Below are 19,292 nucleotides of genomic sequence, written 5' to 3'. Positions count from 1 at the left end.
GCAGCCCGGGCAGGCCGCCCCCACTCCTGAAGTGGTGCTGTCGAGCGGGTGGAACGGGGCTTAGAAGCCCAGGCCCTCGGACAGCGCCGTCTCGGCGGCTTCGGGCGAGTCGAAGGTCGCGCTGTCGACGATGATCGTCTTCTCGACGGTGTCGCCGGCGATGGCCGACTTCACGGCGTCGACGGCGGTGTCACCGAAGAAGGGGTTGTACTGGGCGACGAAGCTGAGCTGGCCGGCGGCCAGGGCCTCGAGCGCACCCTTGGTGCCGTCGATGGTGGCGATCTTGACGTCGGTGCCGGGGGTCAGGCCCGCGGCGGAGACGGCCTGAGCGGCGCCGATGCCCATTTCATCGTTCTGGGCGAAGATGAACTGGATGTCGTTATTGTTGGCCTTCAGGACGGTCTCGACGACGGACTTGCCCTCGTCGGTCTTCCAGTTGGCGGTCTGAGCGCCGACCTTGGTGAAGCCCGAAGCGCTGGCGACCTCGGCGTCGAAGCCCTCGTTGCGCTCGTTCACGACGGACAGGCCGGGGACGCCCTCGAGGACGAAGTACTTCGCACCCGACGGGAAGGCCGAGACGGCCCACGAGCCGACCGACTCCGCGACCTGCTTGTTGTCGGGGGCGATGCGCGTGACGTAGAGGTCGTCGGACGCGTCGACACCGCGGTCGAGGAGCACGACCGGGATCTCCGCTTCCTTGGCGAGCTCGAGCGAGGACTCCCAGCCCGACGCCTCGGTGGCCGTGAGCAGGATGACGTCGACCTCGTCGTTGACGAAGGTCGCGAAGGCGTCGAGCTGCGACTTCTGGTCGCTGGGGCTGGCCGCCGGGGCGTACTTCAGGTCGAAGCCGGCATCCGCGGTGAACGCGTCCTTGATCGCCTGCTCGTTGGCGTTACGCCATCCGCCCTCGGGGCCGACGGCGACGAAGCCGACCGTGGTGACGCCGTCATCGGCGGCACCGCCGTCGCTGCCCGCGTCGGCGCCACCGGCACAGCCGGCCAGGCCCAGGGCGACGACGCCCACACCGATGAATCCGACGACGCCGCGCATGCGCTTCGAAATCGACATTTGTTCTCCTCCTTGAGATCTCTCCAGCATTCGGGTTGGAGAGGGGATGCTGTGCAGCTGTGAGCGGCACTCCTGGTATTGACCAGTGTGCGCGCTAACATTCAAGAGCGCAAGACTTTTTCACGAGAATTTCCCGGTTTCAGATCACAACTCGATCACGGCCCGATCGGGCCGTTCGGGCGCGACGATCGGGAGGCGTCAGCCGGGTACGACGGCCGTCGTCGACTCGCGCACGATGAGCTTCGGCTGGATCGTGTCGTGGCTCGGATCGGTGTCGCCCTCGATGGCGGCGATGAGCTGCTGCAGCGCCAACTCGCCGAGTTCGGCGAAGTTCTGGCGGACCGTGGTGAGCGGGGGGAGGAAGTGTCGCGCGTCGGACAGATCGTCGAACCCGACCACGTTCACGTCTTCCGGGACCCGGATGCCGCGACCGTGCAGCCCGTGGATGACGCCCAGCGCGATCTGGTCGTTCGCCGCGAACACGGCGGAGGTGTCGGCGAGGTCGAAGGACTTCCCGAACTCGAAGCCGAAATCCGACGTCCAGTCGCCGATGATGATCGGTCCCTCCGGCAGACCCGCCTCGGCGAGGCACTCGCGCCAGCCCTCCATGCGCTCGCGGGCGTCGAACCAGTCCATCGGACCCGCCAGGTGGGCGATGCGGCGGTGTCCGAGACCGATGAGATGACGCACAGCCAGTCGCGCGCCCTCACGCTGATCGACGCCGACGGTGTGCCACGCGGCATCCGCCTCGGCCTTGATGACGATCGTGGGGAGTCCCGTCGTCTGCTGCCGCAGCAGATCGAGCGACGACTCGCGCGGGGCGATGACGCACAGCGCGTCGACCCCCTGAGTGACGAGCTCCATCACGCCGGAGTCCATCTGCGACGCGTCGTCATCGCCGATCGAGAACGCGCTCACGGCGTAGCCGACCTCTCGCGCGGCCTTCTCGAGGGCGCGGAGGGTGCTGTTCGGACCGTTCTGCACGGGGCCGTCGATGAGCACGCCGATCCGACGGGCTCTCCGTGTGGCGAGGGCCCGCGCGATCGAGCTCGGCGTGTAGTTCATCTCCTCGATCGCCTGCAGGACGCGCGCACGCGTCGTCTCGCGGATGTTCGGATGACCGTTCAGCACCCGTGACACCGTCATGTGCGACACACCGGCGCGACGCGCGACGTCGTAGATGCTGGGCCGCTGCCACCCGCGACTCGAGGACTGGGGCATTGAGGTCATCCGATCCGAACATCATGGGCGAGGTGCGCACCGGACGATCCCGACGCACACGGCAGGCCACGGACCACGCCGAAGAAAGGCCTGATCACAACATTCCATATTATGCGCCGGGCCCGCACGCCCCACGGCCGCACGACGGGTCTGCGCCCCCTGCCCCGGCCGCCCCGCGACACGCGTCGCGAAGAGGCCGCGCTCTCACGCGCGGCGGCGGCGACGATGCAGCAGAGCCACGCCGACGGCCACGACGACGACGGCCCCGGCGGCCATCAGCCAGGCCGGCTCGAAGCCGGTCGCCGCGAGCCATCCGTGGTCGGGCACACCGGACGGCGACGGCACGGCACCCGCGGGGGCTGTGGGCAGGTGCGTCGGCAGAGGCACGATGTCGACGTGGATCGAGACGATGTCGTCTCGTTGCGGCGCCGTCGCGGCGAGGGTCACCGGCGCCCCTCGGCCGGGGGCGCATCCGCGGCCTCAGCGCGGACGGGACCCGCGCCGGTCGCCGCGGGCGAGACGTCGGCGAGTGCGACATCGGCGGGGCCGTTCGCCGCGAGACGCCCTTCTTCGCGCGCGCGGTCGAGGGCGGCGGAGAAGCGGCGACGGCGCCAGAACAGGGCCGCGATGATGAGCAGGATCCCGAGCAGGACGAGCAGTTGCGGCACGGGGAGCGCCCAGAGAGACGCATCCGCCGACTGGGGTGCGACCTCGACGGCACCGCCGCCCAGATCGGTCGCCGTCGGCGCCAGGTCGATGGATCCCGGCACGAAGAACGTGGGCCACACGTCGGCGACCTCGGCGGTGAACGAACGCGACTCCCCCGGCAGGAGCTCCTGTCGTGGTGCACCCTCGGCGGGGAAGGCCGCGGACCCGGTGCCGATCGTCGTCACCCCGGTGACGAGCAGGCTGGCGTTGCCGGTGTTCTCCACCGTGAACGACGTGTTCGCGGAGCCCGGGCGGAACGGGTTCCACGACAGGTCGTACCCCGACTCGACTCCCGACACGGAGTACGAGGGGACGATGTCGCCGGTGACGCGCGTCATCACGCGGAAACCGACGCGGCTCTCGACGCCGACCTGGGAGCCGCCGGCGTCGGTACCGGTGGAGGAGACGGATGCGGCGATGCCCGCCGCGTGGTCACCCGGAATGGCACCCTCCGGCACCGTGGTGGTGAAGGGCACGACGACGGTGCCGTTCGGGCCGACCGTGACCGAGTCGGGCAGGTCGATCCACAGACCCGCGTCGACCGACTCCTTATCGGAGGGCAGCATGTTGAACCGCCCCTTGTCGGTGTAGTACCCGTCCGCAGCGGAAAGGGCGAACGTCACCTCCGTGCGGCTGAGGTTGCGGACGGCGAGGAAGTCCGCGCGCGATGCCCCGGGGTCGATCTCCTGCTCGATGACGCCGCGATTGTCGGCGCCGGACGCGTCGGCCGGAGTGACGGACCATGTGATGTCGTCGGGGGATGCCGCGGACGCCGCGGTCGCCCCGAAGGACACCGCCGCGGTGACCGCCACCAGAGCGACGGCCATGCGCGTGAGAAATGTACGGATCACGAACATGTCGCTACGTCACCATCCCGGATCTTCGTCTATCGCGACGTCGTCGTCGCGCGTACAGAGGTGGGCCGAGCCCTCATCGAGGACTCGGCCCACGGGTCAGTCGAGCTTACGCCGAGGCGACTCAGTACACGTCCTCGAACAGCGACAGCGTCAGCGTGGAGGAGTAAGCGCCGGGCGTGACGTCGGAGCCGGTCTTCAACACCAGCGCGGCGTCCGCGGTCCACGACGACTCGCCATCGGCGCGGACGTCGGTCGAGTCGACCGTGAGGTACAGCAGCTCCTGGTCTACGAGGCCGACGGCGTCGGCGCCGGTGTCCTCCGACGTGCCGACGGGCTCACCCTCGGCCACGAGGCCGGTGTCGCCGCCGTCGACGACGCGGGGGGTCCAGCCCAGGTGATCGGGGGAGATGGTGGCGCCGCCGGGGCTGGTGAAGGCCGAGGCCTGCCCGACCACGTACCAGGCGTGGTTCGCGGGGATGTCGTCGACGTCGCGGGTGTCGGTGACGGTCACGGTGGGCAGCGCGCCGTCGAACTGACGCACGTCGGCGTCACCGGATGCCGACTCCGTCAGGGTGGCCGACGTGCCGGCGACCGTCAGGCTCAGGCTGCCCGGGCCCACGACGGGCGCGATCTGCACGTTGACGTTGACGTCCGAGTCGTCGACCTCGGCGGCGAACGCGGCACCAGCCGTGCCCACGAGCACCAGACCACCGGCAGCAGCCACGGCGATACGAGCCGCGGCACCCTTGGAAAACTTCATTGTGTACTCCGTTTCTTCGCTCGACACCGACGTCGAACGACTAGCAAGCTCACCGGACGCTCCGGTCGTTGCGGGAAGGATCCGGGTCATCCCCGCCCCGCGACATCATGAATGTTAGCGAGAACACCATCCGATGACAAGAGTTTCGTCAGCGGACGGGGAATCGGGATCGTGGGGTGCGCGGCGAAGCGCGCGTGGGCCGCGGCACCACTGCCCTCACGAGCGGTGGCGCCCGACCCCAGGGGCTTTCGGGACAACGCACGCGCCGGCGGGCGACCCGAACGAGTCGGGCCGCCCACCGGTGACGTGGGATCAGCCGCAGCTGCCCCGGGGGGCCGGCACGGTGAACGTCGTAGCGTCGTTCTTGGTACCGCTGGTGACTGCGTCGATCGACATCGTGCCGGCCTCGACCGACGTCGCGCGGGTCGAGAACGTCGCCGATGCGGTCTTGCCCGCGGCGACGGTCATCTTCTTGCTGCCGAAGGCGCCGGCGACCGTGACGTCGGCCGCGACGGAGTCGGCGTTGGTCACCGTGACCACCTGCGTCACCTTTCCGGCGATGCAGCGGTTGGCGACGGCGGCGGACAGGTCGAGCCCCAGCGACAGCGGGTCGGACGACGACGCGGTGACCCGGCCGTCGGTGTATCCGTCGTACCGCGCGGTCACCGATCGCACCGTGGCCGGCACCTCGACGGAGGCGGAGCGCTGGCTGAGCTTCACCGTCTGCGTCCAGCCTTCGCCCGTGAAGGTCACGGTGCCCGCGACGTCGCCCCGGTCGGCGGCGGCGACGACGGCCGTGGCCGTCCGCCCCTCACGCGTGAGGGTGGTGGTCGAGGCGACCGCCTTGACCGACGTCCACTCGCGCATCGCGGTGAGGACCGACTGGTTCACGCTCACGAACGAACCGTGACGCGGGCTGGCGGGCAGGCCGCCGACCGGTCGGACGTTCCAGTCGGCGCGACGCGACAGACGGTCGTTCTGCGAGCTGCTCGCGATGGCGCCACCGGTGGTGACGAACGCGCGGTAGCCGCCCGCCCCGAAGTTGTCGACGAGGAAGGCGTATCCGTCGCCCCCGGCGTTGTTCGGGTCGCCCTCGTTGAGCTTGACGATCTGCGGACCCTCGCCGACCTCGTTCGTCTCGAGACGGGTCATGTAGGTGTCGGTGAGCTGCCACGTCTTCTCGGGGTCGGCGTTCCAGTTCGAGCGCGTCGTCGGCGCGGTCAGCACCTTCGACCGCTCGAGGAAGATGTCCTTGCCCGCCTCGAGGCCGTCGGCTGCGCCGCCCTCCTCGTTCTTGGTGAAGCGGTAGTAGTAGTCGCCGATCTTCTGCACGGTCGAGTCGATGCGGGCGAAGCCGGTGTTCTGCCACTCGGTGGGCGGGTAGGTGAACGTCTTGAAGTCGCGCGTGAGCACGTAGAACACCCGGGCGTGCAGGTTATCGGTGTTCGTCTTGGCCGCGCTGTTGTACAGACGCGACGAGAAGTGCACGACGTACGACTGCAGCGCGTCGTCCCAGTACGCCTCGGGCGCCCAGGTCATGCCCGCCTCGGGCTGGTTGACCGTGATGCCCTCGTTGGCTCCGTTCGTGCGGTCCCACTTCACCAGGTCGGTCGATTCCCAGACCTCGATCTTCAGCGAACCGTTCGACTGCGCCGGACCCCAGCCCGTGCCGCAGCTGATGCACAGGTCGGTGGCGACCATGTAGTACTTGTCGCCGTCCTTGGACCGCAGGATGTACGGGTCGCGCAGACCCTTCGTGTCGGTCGTCGACGTGATGACGGGCTGGCCCGAGTTCACCGGCGAGAACGAGAAGAAGTCGTTGCCCGACGTCGCCGCCTGGTAGATCTTCTCGTCGCCGTCGGACTTGAAGTACGCCGCGGCGTATCCGGCATCCGGAGCCCAGCGACCCTTCTCGGCGACGGTGACGTCGAACGTCTTCTGGGCCGACTGACCGTTGAGGGTGGCCGTCGCCGTCAGCGTGACCTTCGCGTCTCCCGCGCCGTAGGCGGGACGTGCGACGAGACCGCCGCCGCGATACGGGTCGGCGGCACCCACGGCCGGAGCGACGTACGCGGCCGAGGTCGAGGTGACCAGCGCGGGGTTCGACGAGGTCCAGCTGATCGCGGCGCCGTTGACGGCGCCCTTGGTCGCCAGTGGCAGGTTCTCGGTCGTGCGGGATGCCAGGGAGATGGCATTCAGGTCGGTTGCGACGTCGGGGGCGATCACGGTGACGTCGAACGTCAGGACGCCGAGCGAGCTCGTCGCCGTGAGGGTCACGGGGGTGTTCGCCGTGATCGAGCGCGAGACGACACCGGTGGTCGACACGACGGCCGGGTTGGACGACGCCCAGGTCAGTGCGACGCCATTGACGGACGAGGCGAGGTTGAGGTTGCTCGAGACGCTGTCGAGCGAGGTGTTGGAGCGCAGCATGGTGGCCGCGACGTCGCCGCGCAGCAGCGCCGAGGTGGTCGACGACTTCTGCGACGCGGTCGGCATGCTCGACCCGACCTGGTCGGAGGTGAGCGCCGCGTCCCAGAACTTGACGTCGGTGACGTCGGCACGCAGCAGCGAGTCGCCCTGGTAGAGCGAGCGACCCAGGTAGCCGAGCACGTTGCCCGAGGGGATGATCGAGCTCAGCGAGTTCGCGTGCGTCAGGGTCGAGATGACGCTGCCGTCGCGGTAGAGGGTCAGGGTGTTGCCCGCGCCCACCATCGTGAGGGTGGTGAAGCCGGGGTTGAGCCCGCCGCCCGCGGGCATGCGCGTCTCGCCGTTGCTCGTGCCGCTCTTGACGCGGATCGCCGCGAGCACCTGGTCGGTGTAGCCGCCCTGCGCCGAGCGCGGGCTGAGGAAGATGTGGTTGCCGAGCTGCGTGGTGTTCCACGGCCCGACGCCGTCGCCGATGACCCACCCGAAGTGGTTCGCCGCGGACTGTGCCGCGACCGTGTACTCGACGGTGAAGTCGTTGTCGGTTCCGGTGACCAGGCCCTTGGGAAGCGCGGCGTAGCCGTCGGCTTTGAACCGCAGCACGGAGTCACCGGCGGCGTCGGCGAACGACGCGTCGGTGAAACCGGTGAGCGAGGCGTTGCGACCGTTGCCCGAGACGTCGAGCAGCGACGTGCCGGAGTGCGACATGTCGTAGTGCGCCGTCGGTGCCGGCACGTCGGCGGCGTGCGCGGCGGGCGCGACCATGCTCATCGTCGAGGCGACGAGCACGCCGGTGACAGACGCGGTCAGCGCCTTCGACACACGACGCGAACGCACGGCTCGGGGTGGGCGGGTGACCGGTGATCTCATCTTCGAGACCTTTCTCTCGGCGCTGTGCGCGCGGCTTCGACGGTGGGGGCCGAGGCGAAGCGGTGGGGTGGTGCGCCGAGGCGGCGGCGCGTCGGTCGCCCCCGGGAAGGACGACCTCGGAAGCGCTCGCGCGCTCCCGTGAGGCGACGGCGGATGCCGATCGTGCTGCACACGTTAGCGGTACCAGTCGCGCGGGGCAATCATTCGTTGACGTCAACATCCGCGTGCTCCCGTGCGACTGCGACGGGCACCCGCTGCGTCACCGCCCGCGCGGGCGGTGAGGCTGCGAGGTCTTGTTTCAGCCGCCTGTGAGCGATAACATTCAGCATCCCCGCATGACGACGGCCAACGAGGGCCGCCCGAAAGGATCGCAATGGAGCACCCCCTGCCCCGCCGCGCGCTCGCGAGCGTCGCGACACTGGCCCTGGCGCTGACCGGCGCCCTCGTCGCCGCGCAGCCCGCTGCCGCCGCCGACGACCGACTCGTCGCCCACTACCCCCTCACCGACGCGAGCGGCACCACGGCCGTCGACGCGTCCGGCAAGGGTCGCAACGCCACCTACGTCGGCGGCGCGGCCCTGACGGGCGGCGAGGGCGTGCGCTTGGACGGCACCGACGACTACGTCGACCTCCCCGACAACCTGCTGGCGGGCCTCGACTCGATCACCATCAGCACCGACGTCCTGGTGCGCGCAGACCAGGGCACGCCGTACTTCATCTACGGACTCGGCAACACCGACGCCGCCGGAGTCGGCAACGGATACCTGTACGCGACCGGCAACACGTTCAAGTCGTCGATCGCCACCGGCAACTGGAGCACCGAGCAGACGGTGAACAGCAACGCCAACCTGCAGCGCGACGTGTGGAAGACCCTCACCTACACGCTCGACGACGCCACAGACACGGCTCGCCTCTACCTCGACGGCGCCCAGGTCGGTCAGGCCACCGGCGTCACCACGAAGCCGAGCGCCATCGGCGGCGGATCCACCGCCGCGAACTACATCGGCCGCTCGGTCTACAACGCCGACCGCCGCCTCGCCGGCAGCGTGCGCGACTTCCGGGTCTACAACGCCGCCCTGTCGGCATCCGATGTCGCCGCCCTCGTACCCACTGACACCACCCGCCTGCAGCGCGACGCCGCGGCCCTCTCGCTCGGCGACCTCAGCGCCGTGACCGCCGACCTGCGTCTTCCCGCGACGGGCGTCAACGGAGCCGCCATCAGCTGGGCCTCCAGCAACACCGCCGCGGTGAGCGCGGCCGGCAAGGTCACGCGCCCGGCGGCCGGGCAGCAGCCCGCCACCGCGACGCTGACGGCGACCCTCACACGCGGCTCGGCCACCGAGACCCGCACGTTCGCCGTCACCGTGGCCGCGATGCCGGGTGGCGCCGAGCTCGCGAAGGCCGATCTCGACAAGATCAGCATCCCGAACGCCACCGACGTACGCGGCAACATCACCCTCCCCGCCACCGGGTCGGTCAACGGCACGGCCATCACGTGGTCTGCCTCGCCGTCGGGTGTGGTCTCGACGGCCCCGGCCGGCGGCAAGGCCGCCGGTGTCGTCACGCGCGGTGCGACCGACACGAAGGTGACGCTGACCGCCGCGGCATCCGGAACCTCCGTCACCCGACAGATCGAGGTCACCGTCAAGGCCGCTCCGGCGGGTCTCGACAAGGACTACACGGCCGGCTACCTGTGGACCCACTTCGCCACCGAGGGCGGCTACGAGAAGATCTTCATGGGGCACAGCACCGACGGTCTGCACTGGGAGAAGCTGAACGACAACAAGTCGATCCTCGCCAACCTGGGCGGCGACCTCGGCGTGCGCGACCCGCACCTCGTGCGCTCCCCCGAGGGTGACAAGTACTGGATCATCGGCACCGACCTGCACGCCGAAGGCGGCGGCGCGGGTGGCTCGGGCTGGGACCAGCTGAACGCCAGCCAGAACATCGTCGTGTGGGAATCCACCGACCTCGTGAACTGGAGCGACCAGCGCATCGTCTTCGCCGGCTTCGACAAGGCCGGCTGCGTGTGGGCGCCCGAGGCGATCTACAACGAGGCGACCGGTGAGTACTACGTGTACTGGGCCGCTCGCGACCAGACCGACAACAACACGCCCGACTGGGCGCTGCGCATGTACCTGACCAAGACCCGAGACTTCACGACGTTCACCAAGCCCGAGATCTGGACGACGCTGAACCCCAAGGGCGACGGCCAGGGCGGTCGCAACATCATCGACTCGACCATCGCGAAGGAAGGCGACACCTACTACCGGTTCTCGACCTCCGACTGGGACACGGTCGTCGACACCGCCCCGTCGCTCGACGGTCCGTGGACGCAGAAGATCGCTCCGGGGCAAGCTGCCGCGGCGGGTCTGCGCGGCCGCATGGAGGGCCTCACCGTCTACCAGCTGCCCGATGGTCGCTGGTCGGTCATGGGCGATGAGTTCAACTACTACGCCCACACCGCCGACACTCTCGCGAGCAACAAGTACACCCAGCTGAGCGCCGGATCGGGAGCGAACCAGTTCTCGTTCGACGAGAAGTTCCGCCACGGTTCGGTGCTGCGCCTGTCGAAGGCGGAGGAGGCGCGCCTGCTCGCGAAGTACGGCGACGCGCCGGTCGAGCCGACCGAGCCCGAGCAGCCTCAACAGGGTCCGATCGCGGAGTACACCTTCGAGAACGGCTCGCTCGCCGACACCGTGGGCGACGCCGACCTCACCGCCTCCGGCGCGGCATCCGTCGCGACGGACGCCGAGAAGGGCTCCGCCCTGCGTCTCACGGGAGCGGCCAACGGGTTCGCCTCGTTCCCCACCGGCTTCTTCGATCGCCGCGACACGATGACGGTGTCGTTGGACATCAAGTCGGAGCTCTCCAGCGGCAATTTCTTCACCTTCGCGTTCGGGCAGAACCAGGACCGCTACTCGTTCCTGCGGGTGCGCGGCAGCGAGGCCCGCAACGCCATCACGAAGGCGTCGTGGCAGAACGAGTCGGCGGTGTCGGGTCAGATCTCCCAGGGCCAGTGGCACAAGTACGACCTCGTCTACGAGGGCAAGACCATGCGCATGTACATCGACGGGGTGAAGGTGTCGGAGAACCTGGCGCTGAACACCTCGGTGAGCGAGCTCGGGACCAACCTCGCGGGGTACCTCGGCAAGTCCTTCTACAGCGGCGACCCCGCCTTCAAGGGCTGGTTCGACAACGTGCGGGTGTACAACCGGGCGCTTTCCAACACCGAGATCCTGCAGAACGCGGGCGTCGAGGACCAGCTGCTCGACGTGTCGCTCACGCAGCCGGAGAAGCTGAAGATGGCGCCGATCATCGACAGCAAGGCGCGCACCGCGATCCTGCCGGTGGTCAAGGGCACCGACGTGTCCAAGCTCGCACCCACCTTCACCACGGTCCCCGGCTCCACGGTGTCGCCCGCCTCGGGCACCACCGTCGACCTCACGAAGCCAGTGACGTACACGGTCACGACACCCAAGGGTGCCAAGGCGGAGTGGAAGATCGAGGCGCGCGTGGTCAACAGCCCCGTGCTGCCCGGTCTGTACGCCGACCCGAACATCGCGGTGTTCGGCGACACGTACTACATCTACGCCACGTCCGACGGCTTCCCCGGCTGGGGCGGCAAGGAGTTCTACGTCTGGAAGTCGAAGAACCTCACCGACTGGACCCGGTCGGACAAGCCGTTCCTCACGCTCGACGGAGCCAACGGCAACGTGCCGTGGGCCACGGGCAACGCGTGGGCGCCCACCATCATCGAGCGCGACGGGAAGTACTACTTCTACTTCAGCGGACACAACGCCGCCGTCGACCGCAAGACGATCGGCGTCGCCGTGGCCGACAGCCCCGAGGGGCCCTTCACGGCCGAGCCGAACGCGATGATCCTCAACAACGAGGCCGTCACCTCGGGCCAGGCCATCGACCCCGCCGCCTTCCACGACCCGGTGACGGGCAAGTGGTACCTCGGCTGGGGCAACGGCTCCCCCGTGCTGGCGGAGCTGGCCGATGACATGAAGTCGATCAAGCCGGGCACGTACCAGCGGATCAACGGGCTGACCGACTTCCGTGAGGGCGTCTTCTTCAACTACCGCAACGGTCTGTACCACCTGACCTACGCGATCGACGACACCGGATCGGAGAACTACCGCGTCGGATACGCGACCGCGACGAGCATGAACGGGCCCTGGACCTACCGCGGCGTGATCCTCGAGAAGGATCTGTCCCTCGGCATCAAGGGGCCCGGTCACAGCTCGATCATCAACGTGCCCGGAACCGACGACTGGTACATCGCCTACCACCGCTTCGCGATCCCGGGCGGGAACGGCAACAACCGCGAGACCACCATCGACAAGGTGACCTTCGGCGCCGACGGTCTCATGCAGAAGGTCACCCCCACGCTCGAGAGCGTGAAGCCGCAGACCGTTCCCGCGGCGGGTCCCGAGGTCACGGCCGCGGCGACCAGCCGGTGCGTGGCGGGCAAGGTCGTGCTGACCGTCTCCGTCACCAACCGCGACGATGCCCCGGTGTCGCTCTCGATGACCTCGGATCACGGGTCGAAGACGGTGGCCTCCCTCGCCGCGGGCAAGACGACGACGCAGAGCTTCACGGTGCGTCAGCCGTCGCTGGCGGCCGGCGCGGTGACGGTCACCGCCACCGACGCGGGAGGTGCCGCGACGGAGGTGAAGACCACGTACGGCGCGCGCACGTGCGGCTGACACGATGAGCCTCACGAGTCGGTGAGGAAGTGGGCCCCGGCTTCGGCCGGGGCCCACTTGTCGTTCTCCCAGGAAAACCTCTTGTTACCGAGAACAGGACCGGGTTAGCGTAGATGCGAGTTCACGCTCACCCACCGACCAGGGTTCCCCCGAACCCGCGAAGGGGCCGTCGACGTCGACGGCTTCGAGAAGGATTCCCGATGACCCGTCGACAGATTCTCTCCGTCCTCGCCCGAGGCCTCCTCGTCACATCCGCCGTCGCCCCCGTGGGACTGATGGCCTGGGAGCAGGCCGAGGTCGAAAGCAGCGCCGTCTTCCAGATGGATGCCGCGGAGCCCGACACGTTGTTCATCAACGGTCGCGCCTTCGTCCTCGAGTGAGGCGCGTGCGCGAGGCGTGATCGCCGGCGATCGCGTCGATCAGTCGTCGCGTTGCGGCGCGGGCGCCTTTCGACGGGTCAGCGTCGACCCCAGTGCCGCCGAAGCGGCGGTCGCGACGGCGGCGACGACGAGGGCGAGCGGGAGACTCGCCGCGGCGGCGACGGCGCCCACCAGGATCGGGCCACCGGCATCGCCGATCTCACGGCCGAGTTCGGCGCTGCCCATCGTGCGTCCCATGCGGTCGGGCGGAGTGGTGGCGGCCAGACGGGCGAAGCCCAGGGGCGTGATGACACCCACGCCGACACCGACCAGGGCCGCCGCCGCGATCAGGACCGCGAACGCGGGCACGAGAGCCGGGAGGACGAGCGCGAGCACGAGGGTGGCGGCTCCCGCCACCATGAGTGCGCCGGTTCGGTGGGCGGCGACGTCGTGCATCCGCCCGATGCGCGGCTGGATGACGGCCGAGACCACCGCCGTGACGCTGACGATCCCCATTCCCACGATGGGGTTCACCCCGAGCTGCGCGGCGATGAGCGGGAAGAATCCGACGGCGATCCCGAGGGCGGAGGTGGCGACGGCGAGAAGGATGACCGGCCCGAGGAACGCTGCCGCGGTCGACTGACGGAACAACTCGATCACGGTGACGCGCTGCTTCGGAAGCACGGGGAGCGCGGGCACCCGCCACGCGGTGGCGATCGCGGCGACGGTGGCGAGCACGGACGGAGCACGATGGACACCCCCCGCACCAAACCGGCGACCATCGCCGACGTGGCTGCGCGGGCGGGGGTCTCGGTGCCGACGGTCTCGCGGGTGCTCACGGGCGCGGCGAAGGTCAGCACGGGCAAACGCGAAGCGGTCGAGGCGGCCATCGCGGCGCTCGATTTCCGCCCGAGCGCCGCTGCGCGGGTCCTCGCCTCGCGGAAGGCCCAGGTCATCGCCGTCATCGCCGGCGACACGTCGCAGTACGGCTACGCCGAGACCATCCGGGGCATCGAGGAAGCGGCTCGCGCCGAGGACTACACGGTCATGATCACCGTCGTCGAGAGCACCGACGAGGCGGAGATCGACCGCGCCATCGCCGCGACCCTCGCCCAACCCCTCGCCGGCGTCTGCGTGTTGAAGTTCGACCCTCCGGGGGTGGCGGCGCTGCATCGCATCCCGACGTCTCTGCCGCTGGTGGCCCTCTCGGGCGTGCGCGAGCCGGGGCTGCGGCAGGCTGTCCTCGACGAAGCCCGCGCCGCCGAAGAGCTCACCGACCATCTGCTCGACCTCGGCCACGCGACCGTGCACCACGTGCGCGTGCCCCCTTCCCGCCGCGAGGACGGTCGCACCACCGGCTGGCGGCGAGCGCTGAAGCGGCGCGCGGCGGTGGTCCCCCCGCTCAGCGACGCGACGTGGGATCCGCGCTCGGGTATCGAGATCGGCCGCCGCCTCGCCGAAGACCCCACGGTCACCGCGGTCTTCTGCGGCAACGACGAGATCGCCATGGGGGTCATCCGCGGCATCGTCGCGGCGGGCCGCCGGGTTCCCGACGACATCTCGGTCGCCGGCTTCGACGATCATCCCCTCGCAGCGCTGTGGAGCCCGCCCCTGACGACGGTCGATCAGGACTTCGCCGGCCTCGGCCGACGGGGACTCCAGCTGCTCCTGAACGAGATCGCCGGTGAGACGGGCCGCCGCTTCTCGTCGGAGCGGCCGCAACTGGTCGTGCGCGAGAGCACGGCCGCCCCGTCGGCCGAGGCGCAGATCCGCCGCATCGGCTGACGCCGTGGTCGAGAGGAATCAGGCGCGGCGGGTGAGGGGCGGTTGGCGACGGTCGTCCGCCCGGTAGAGGTCCCCGCCCCATCGATCCTCGGCACCACCCGCACGCCGTCGTTAGTCTCCGTCACGGGCGGGAGCGGAGTGCATCGCCCGTCGTCCGGTCGCCGTCAACCGCGGCCCGCGGGGACCGCCAGCTCGCCCGTCATGTATTGAGCGCGCCCGAAACCGAATGACCAGTCCTGCGGTCCGTTCTCGACGTACCCGATGAAGACGTCGACACCGGCGACGCCCACTTCCTCGAGCTCCGCGGCGATGCGGGCGTACAGCTTCTGCTTGGCGTCGTCGGTCCGCCCGCGCTGGGTGAAGATCTGAATGATGACGGGATCGATGCGATCGAAGCCCAAGCCGGCGTCTTCCGCGATGATGCTGTTCGCATCGCGGGAGGTGATCACCTGGAACCGGTCGCGATCGGGGATCGCGTACACGTCGACGATGGCCTTGTGGACGGCCTGGGCGATCTCCGTCGAGTTCGTGCGGGCAGTGCTGTGGTCGATGCGAACGAGAGGCATGGGGCTCCTTAATTTGTTCTGACAATGTGACATACGATGTTGCTTGTTCACATACTAGCGGGTTGTTCGTACGTATGGCAGTATGTCCTGACATGACGCTCCTTGCGTCTGATCTGCACTGCCGCACCGCAGCTTCGCTGCCGCCAACGCAAAGGAGCGTCTTCGTGTCGCACGCCAGCACCATCACACCGGCTGATCGCCGACCACCCGGGTTCAAGGGGTTCCTGACCCGTCTGACCATCATCTCGACGCTCGGTGGACTCCTGTTCGGATACGACACGGGTGTGATCTCGGGCGCCCTGCTCTACATGCGGGACGACCTCGCCATGTCGACCTCCGAGGAAGCATGGGTCGTCAGCTCACTCCTCTTCCCCGGCGCGGCCTTCGGTGCGCTGCTCGGCGGACGCATCGCGGACGCGCTCGGACGGAAGCGCAGTCTGCTCGTGTGCGCGGCCATCTTCCTCATCGGCGCCATCGGCTGCGCGCTGGCACCAGACGTCGCGCTCATGGTCATCGCACGCATCTTCCTCGGCTTCGGTGTCGGCGCCGCTGCCGTGGCGTGCCCCCTCTACCTGGCGGAGATGGCCCCCGCTGATCGACGGGGCCGGATGGTCACCATCAACGAGCTGATGATCGTGACCGGTCAGCTCCTCGCCTTCGCGATCAACGCCCTGCTCGCTGTGGTGATCTCGGATACCCACGTCTGGCGCATCATGCTGGGTGTCGCCAGCGTTCCGGCCATCATCCTTCTCATCGGCATGGTCGTCCTCCCGGAATCGCCCCGGTGGTTCGCCGCCCGCGGCCGCCTCGACGAGGCTCGCCGAGTGCTGTCACGCAGTCGCAGCGCCGATGAACTGGAAGCGGAGATGGCCGAGATCGTGCAGACGACCGAGGTCGAGGGCAACGCCCGCCGGCACGCGTGGAGGGCTCTGCGCGAGAACCGGTGGATGCGCCGCCTGCTCTACATCGGCTTCGGCCTTGCCGCGGTGCAGCAGGCGACGGGCATCAATACGGTCAACTACTACGCACCGAGTATCCTCACGCAGACGGGCCTCGGCGATCAAGCAGCCCTGATCGCGACCATCGGCATCGGCCTCACCAGCGTGACCATGACCATCGTCGGGATCTGGCTGCTCGGCTTCGTCGGCCGACGAAGGATGCTCATGATCGGATTCAGTGGAGTCGTCGGAGCCCAGGTGGTCCTCTCGCTGGTGTTCCTGCTTCCCCCTTCGGACACGGTGAGCTACGTCATCCTGGCCGCCATGATGTTGTTCGTCGCCTTCGTGCAGGGTTTCATCGGCACCGTGGTGTGGCTGCTCTTGAGCGAGATCTTCCCGCTCGCCATCCGCGGGTTGGCGATGGGACTGGCGGTCTTCGTGCTCTGGACGGTCAACGCCACCATCTCCTACGTCTTCCCGATCATCGTCGAGGGCATCGGCTCCACCTGGACCTTCGCCCTCTTCGCCGCGGTGAACGTCATCTCGCTCGTCTTCGTCATCCGAACCGTTCCGGAGACGAAGGGACGCAGTCTCGAAACGCTCGAGACGGACTTCCGGACCCAATCCATCCGTACGCTCACACGGCGCGAACGTCTCACCGGCGCACGCTGATTCCGACTCCGGTGCGGCCCGTCTCCTTCCGGGGGCGGGCCGCACCGCTGCGCACGGGCGGCGCACCGCGCCCGGTCTGCGCATCGCGGCCCGTCTCCTTCCGGGGGCGGGCCGCATCGCTGCGCACGGGCGGCGCGCCGCGCCCGGTCTGCGCATCGCGGAGGCCCGACGAGGAGCGACCCGGTTCGCCCCGCTCGATCGTCGACGGCCCGCGCACACCGACCGTCGAAAGGCGGCGCAGACCGACCGGTCACCTCTGCGGGACCGTCACGACCGGGGTGGGCGGCCGACGGCGAGCTCAAGCCACCAGATGGCACGCTCGATCGACGCCACACGCCGATCGATATCGCGAACGACACCTCGCGTGCGCGAGACCTCGGCCCTCTCCGCTCAGCCGCCCACACGAACGCGCCCCCACCCGTTCCGGGTGGGGGCGCGTCGATGTGCGGTTCAGGAATGTCCTCCGACAAGTTCTCGGAGGCGCGACAGCTGGTGGCGCGCGGACGCGTCGGCATCCTCGTCCTCCGCGAAGACGTTCGAGACGATCAGTGCGTCCTCCCGCTCGAGGAATCCGCTGGATCGGAGCGCTCCGAACAGTTCGGTCCAATCGACGTCGCCGTCACCGATGTTGAGGTGCTGGTGCACGCGAGCGGTGTTGCCAGGCGGGTTGGAGATGTAGCGCAGACCGTGCGAACGCCGGTGGTCGAACGTATCGGCCGCGTAGACCGTGCCGAGGCGGTTTCCCAGCTCGGGGATGAGGGTGCGTGCCCGATCTCCCATGTGGAAGGTGTGCGAGGCCACGTAGACGAAACCGACCGAGGGCGAATTCAGTCCCCGGATGACGCGCCACGCGTCGAGACCATCCTCGACGAAGTCATCGGGGTGCGGGTCGATGTTCAGCCGCACACCCTCACGTTCGATGAGGGGCAGCAACTGCTCGAAGGACCGGTAGAACGCGTCCTCGGACTCCTCCGGCAGTTCCGGACGGCCGGAGAACTCCGTGTTGATGACGGGCACGCCCAGTTCCACCGCGAGCTCGATGACACGCGTGAGGTTGCGAACCGCCGCCACGCGGAGACGTTCATCGGGTGAGGAGATTCGCTGCACCGGCAGGAGGGCGGGAATCGTCACCCCCGCGTCCGCTGCCCGTTTCCTCAGAGCACGGACGAGGTCGTCATCCGCCTTCGGGTGACGGAAGAACGGCGCGAAGTCCGCATGGGGCGTGAGCTGCAGGTGCTCGAAGCCCAGGCGTGCCGCGACGTCGGGGAACTCCAGCAGCGAGTGAGAATGATGCCACGGCGTGGGGTCGAGTGCGATCCGGACCATGTGAGCCTCCTCAGGCGTAGAACGCCGGGCGTTCGGCGGACTCGACCTCGACGACCCCGCCGTCGAGAGCCTTCACCCCAGCCTCGCACGCCAGCGCGACGAGGTAACCGTCCCAGGCGGTGGGACCGTCGACCAGGCGGCCGTCACGCACCGCGTTCACCCAGCGCTGGATCTGCTGGTCGTACGCCGTGGCGAAACGCGTGGTGAAACTGGTGTGATCCTGCACCGTGAACCGGCCGTCACCCCACTGCTGGAGACCGGACGGTTGTCCGATGCGGGCGATGCCCTTCTCGAAGACCGCCTCCGTGCCCACCTGATACCCGAACTGCACGCTGACGTTCATCTCCACGTCGACGAGCACGCCGTTCTCGAGTTCCATGAGAACCAGGATCGGCTCGCGCAGGTGCGCGGGGGTGAGCGTGTTGCGGCGCGGGTACTTCACCTCGACGGTCCTGATGGGCGAGCCCGCCAGCCACGGCACCACGTCGAACTCGTGGACGACGGAGTCGGTGATGAGCATGGTCTGGGTGTACGAGTCCGGCACGGTGGCATTGCGGTGAACACCACGCACCATCACCAGCTCACCCGCGTCGCCGGAGACGATCAGCTCGCGCAGCGCGGCGTACTCCGGGTCGAAGCGGCGCATGAAACCCACCTGGATGTGCGGGCGGTCGAGCTTCTGCTCCAGGTCCAGGATCCGCGCAGACGATGCGGAGTCGGGCGTAAGGGGCTTCTCGCAGAGGATCGGCAGCCCCGCCTCCAGCGCTGGCACGAGGACCGGTGCGTGGAAGGGCCCGGGAACGGCGATGAGGACGGCGTCCACGGCACCGGCGTCGATGGCATCCTCGATCCGGGCGAAGGTGGCAGCACCGGGGGCCCTCTCGGCCGCCGACGCCGCGCGCTGGGCGTCGGGCTCGACGACCGCGGAGACGACGGCTCCGCTGATGCGATGCGTGATGCGGGCGATGTGGTCGGCGCCCATGAGGCCGGCGCCGACGACGCCGACACGGAGGTCCTGGCTCAT

At 69.0% G+C, this 19,292-nt stretch carries 14 protein-coding genes; 4 read left to right on the top strand and 10 right to left on the bottom strand.

Annotated features, from left to right (window positions below; translation table 11 throughout):
* Window positions 1-60 precede the first annotated feature (60 nt).
* From QRO03_RS07240 to QRO03_RS07215, 6 genes are all read right to left on the bottom strand, one after another.
* Window positions 61-1,068 (bottom strand): substrate-binding domain-containing protein, encoded by a 1,008-nt coding sequence (locus QRO03_RS07240; RefSeq protein WP_285136843.1) that lies wholly within the window; start codon window positions 1,066-1,068, stop codon window positions 61-63.
* A gap of 198 nt (window positions 1,069-1,266) precedes the next feature.
* Window positions 1,267-2,298, bottom strand: coding sequence for a LacI family DNA-binding transcriptional regulator (locus QRO03_RS07235; RefSeq protein ID WP_350224125.1), 1,032 nt, complete (start codon window positions 2,296-2,298; stop codon window positions 1,267-1,269).
* 195 nt (window positions 2,299-2,493) lie between these two features.
* Complete coding sequence (locus QRO03_RS07230) at window positions 2,494-2,736, bottom strand: LPXTG cell wall anchor domain-containing protein (RefSeq protein ID WP_285136842.1); 243 nt, start codon at window positions 2,734-2,736, stop codon at window positions 2,494-2,496.
* Window positions 2,733-3,848 carry a hypothetical protein gene (locus QRO03_RS07225; protein ID WP_285136841.1) on the bottom strand — a complete coding sequence of 372 codons (1,116 nt, stop codon included), beginning with the start codon at window positions 3,846-3,848 and terminating at the stop codon, window positions 2,733-2,735. The genes QRO03_RS07230 and QRO03_RS07225 overlap by 4 nt, the downstream gene beginning before the upstream one ends.
* A gap of 127 nt (window positions 3,849-3,975) precedes the next feature.
* Complete coding sequence (locus QRO03_RS07220; protein WP_285136840.1) at window positions 3,976-4,614, bottom strand: hypothetical protein; 639 nt, start codon at window positions 4,612-4,614, stop codon at window positions 3,976-3,978.
* A gap of 312 nt (window positions 4,615-4,926) precedes the next feature.
* Window positions 4,927-7,908 (bottom strand): immunoglobulin-like domain-containing protein, encoded by a 2,982-nt coding sequence (locus QRO03_RS07215; RefSeq protein ID WP_285136839.1) that lies wholly within the window; start codon window positions 7,906-7,908, stop codon window positions 4,927-4,929.
* A gap of 373 nt (window positions 7,909-8,281) precedes the next feature.
* On the opposite strand from QRO03_RS07215, the gene QRO03_RS07210 reads away from it, so the two are divergent.
* Window positions 8,282-12,622, top strand: coding sequence for a family 43 glycosylhydrolase (locus tag QRO03_RS07210; protein ID WP_285136838.1), 4,341 nt, complete (start codon window positions 8,282-8,284; stop codon window positions 12,620-12,622).
* Window positions 12,623-12,822: 200 nt separating this feature from the next.
* Window positions 12,823-13,002: a hypothetical protein gene (locus QRO03_RS07205; RefSeq protein ID WP_285136837.1), complete on the top strand. Its 180-nt coding sequence runs from the start codon at window positions 12,823-12,825 to the stop codon at window positions 13,000-13,002.
* Between the two features lie 39 nt (window positions 13,003-13,041).
* Here the strand turns inward: QRO03_RS07205 and QRO03_RS07200 are convergent, their stop codons facing one another.
* Window positions 13,042-13,719: an MFS transporter gene (locus QRO03_RS07200; RefSeq protein ID WP_285136836.1), complete on the bottom strand. Its 678-nt coding sequence runs from the start codon at window positions 13,717-13,719 to the stop codon at window positions 13,042-13,044.
* Window positions 13,720-13,731: 12 nt separating this feature from the next.
* Here QRO03_RS07200 and QRO03_RS07195 point away from each other — a divergent pair, with 12 nt between their 5' ends.
* Window positions 13,732-14,766 (top strand): LacI family DNA-binding transcriptional regulator, encoded by a 1,035-nt coding sequence (locus QRO03_RS07195; protein WP_285136835.1) that lies wholly within the window; start codon window positions 13,732-13,734, stop codon window positions 14,764-14,766.
* Window positions 14,767-14,930: 164 nt separating this feature from the next.
* Here the strand turns inward: QRO03_RS07195 and QRO03_RS07190 are convergent, their stop codons facing one another.
* A complete protein-coding gene (locus QRO03_RS07190; RefSeq protein ID WP_285136834.1) occupies window positions 14,931-15,332 on the bottom strand; it encodes a tautomerase family protein in 402 nt (133 codons plus the stop codon).
* A 164-nt stretch (window positions 15,333-15,496) separates the two neighbouring features.
* Between QRO03_RS07190 and QRO03_RS07185 the strand changes: the two genes are divergently transcribed.
* Complete coding sequence (locus QRO03_RS07185; RefSeq protein WP_285136833.1) at window positions 15,497-16,942, top strand: sugar porter family MFS transporter; 1,446 nt, start codon at window positions 15,497-15,499, stop codon at window positions 16,940-16,942.
* Window positions 16,943-17,392: 450 nt separating this feature from the next.
* Here QRO03_RS07185 and QRO03_RS07180 read toward each other — a convergent pair whose 3' ends face one another.
* The gene (locus QRO03_RS07180; RefSeq protein ID WP_285136832.1) at window positions 17,393-18,268 is read right to left on the bottom strand and encodes a sugar phosphate isomerase/epimerase family protein; all 876 of its coding nucleotides are present in this window, start codon (window positions 18,266-18,268) and stop codon (window positions 17,393-17,395) included.
* Window positions 18,269-18,278: 10 nt separating this feature from the next.
* Window positions 18,279-19,292, bottom strand: coding sequence for a Gfo/Idh/MocA family protein (locus tag QRO03_RS07175; RefSeq protein ID WP_285136831.1), 1,014 nt, complete (start codon window positions 19,290-19,292; stop codon window positions 18,279-18,281).

The organism is Microbacterium sp. lyk4-40-TSB-66 (assembly GCF_030209475.1).
Classification (GTDB): domain Bacteria; phylum Actinomycetota; class Actinomycetes; order Actinomycetales; family Microbacteriaceae; genus Microbacterium.
The sequence above is the reverse complement of the archived record's forward strand: the minus strand, read 5'-3'. Positions and strand labels throughout refer to the sequence as shown.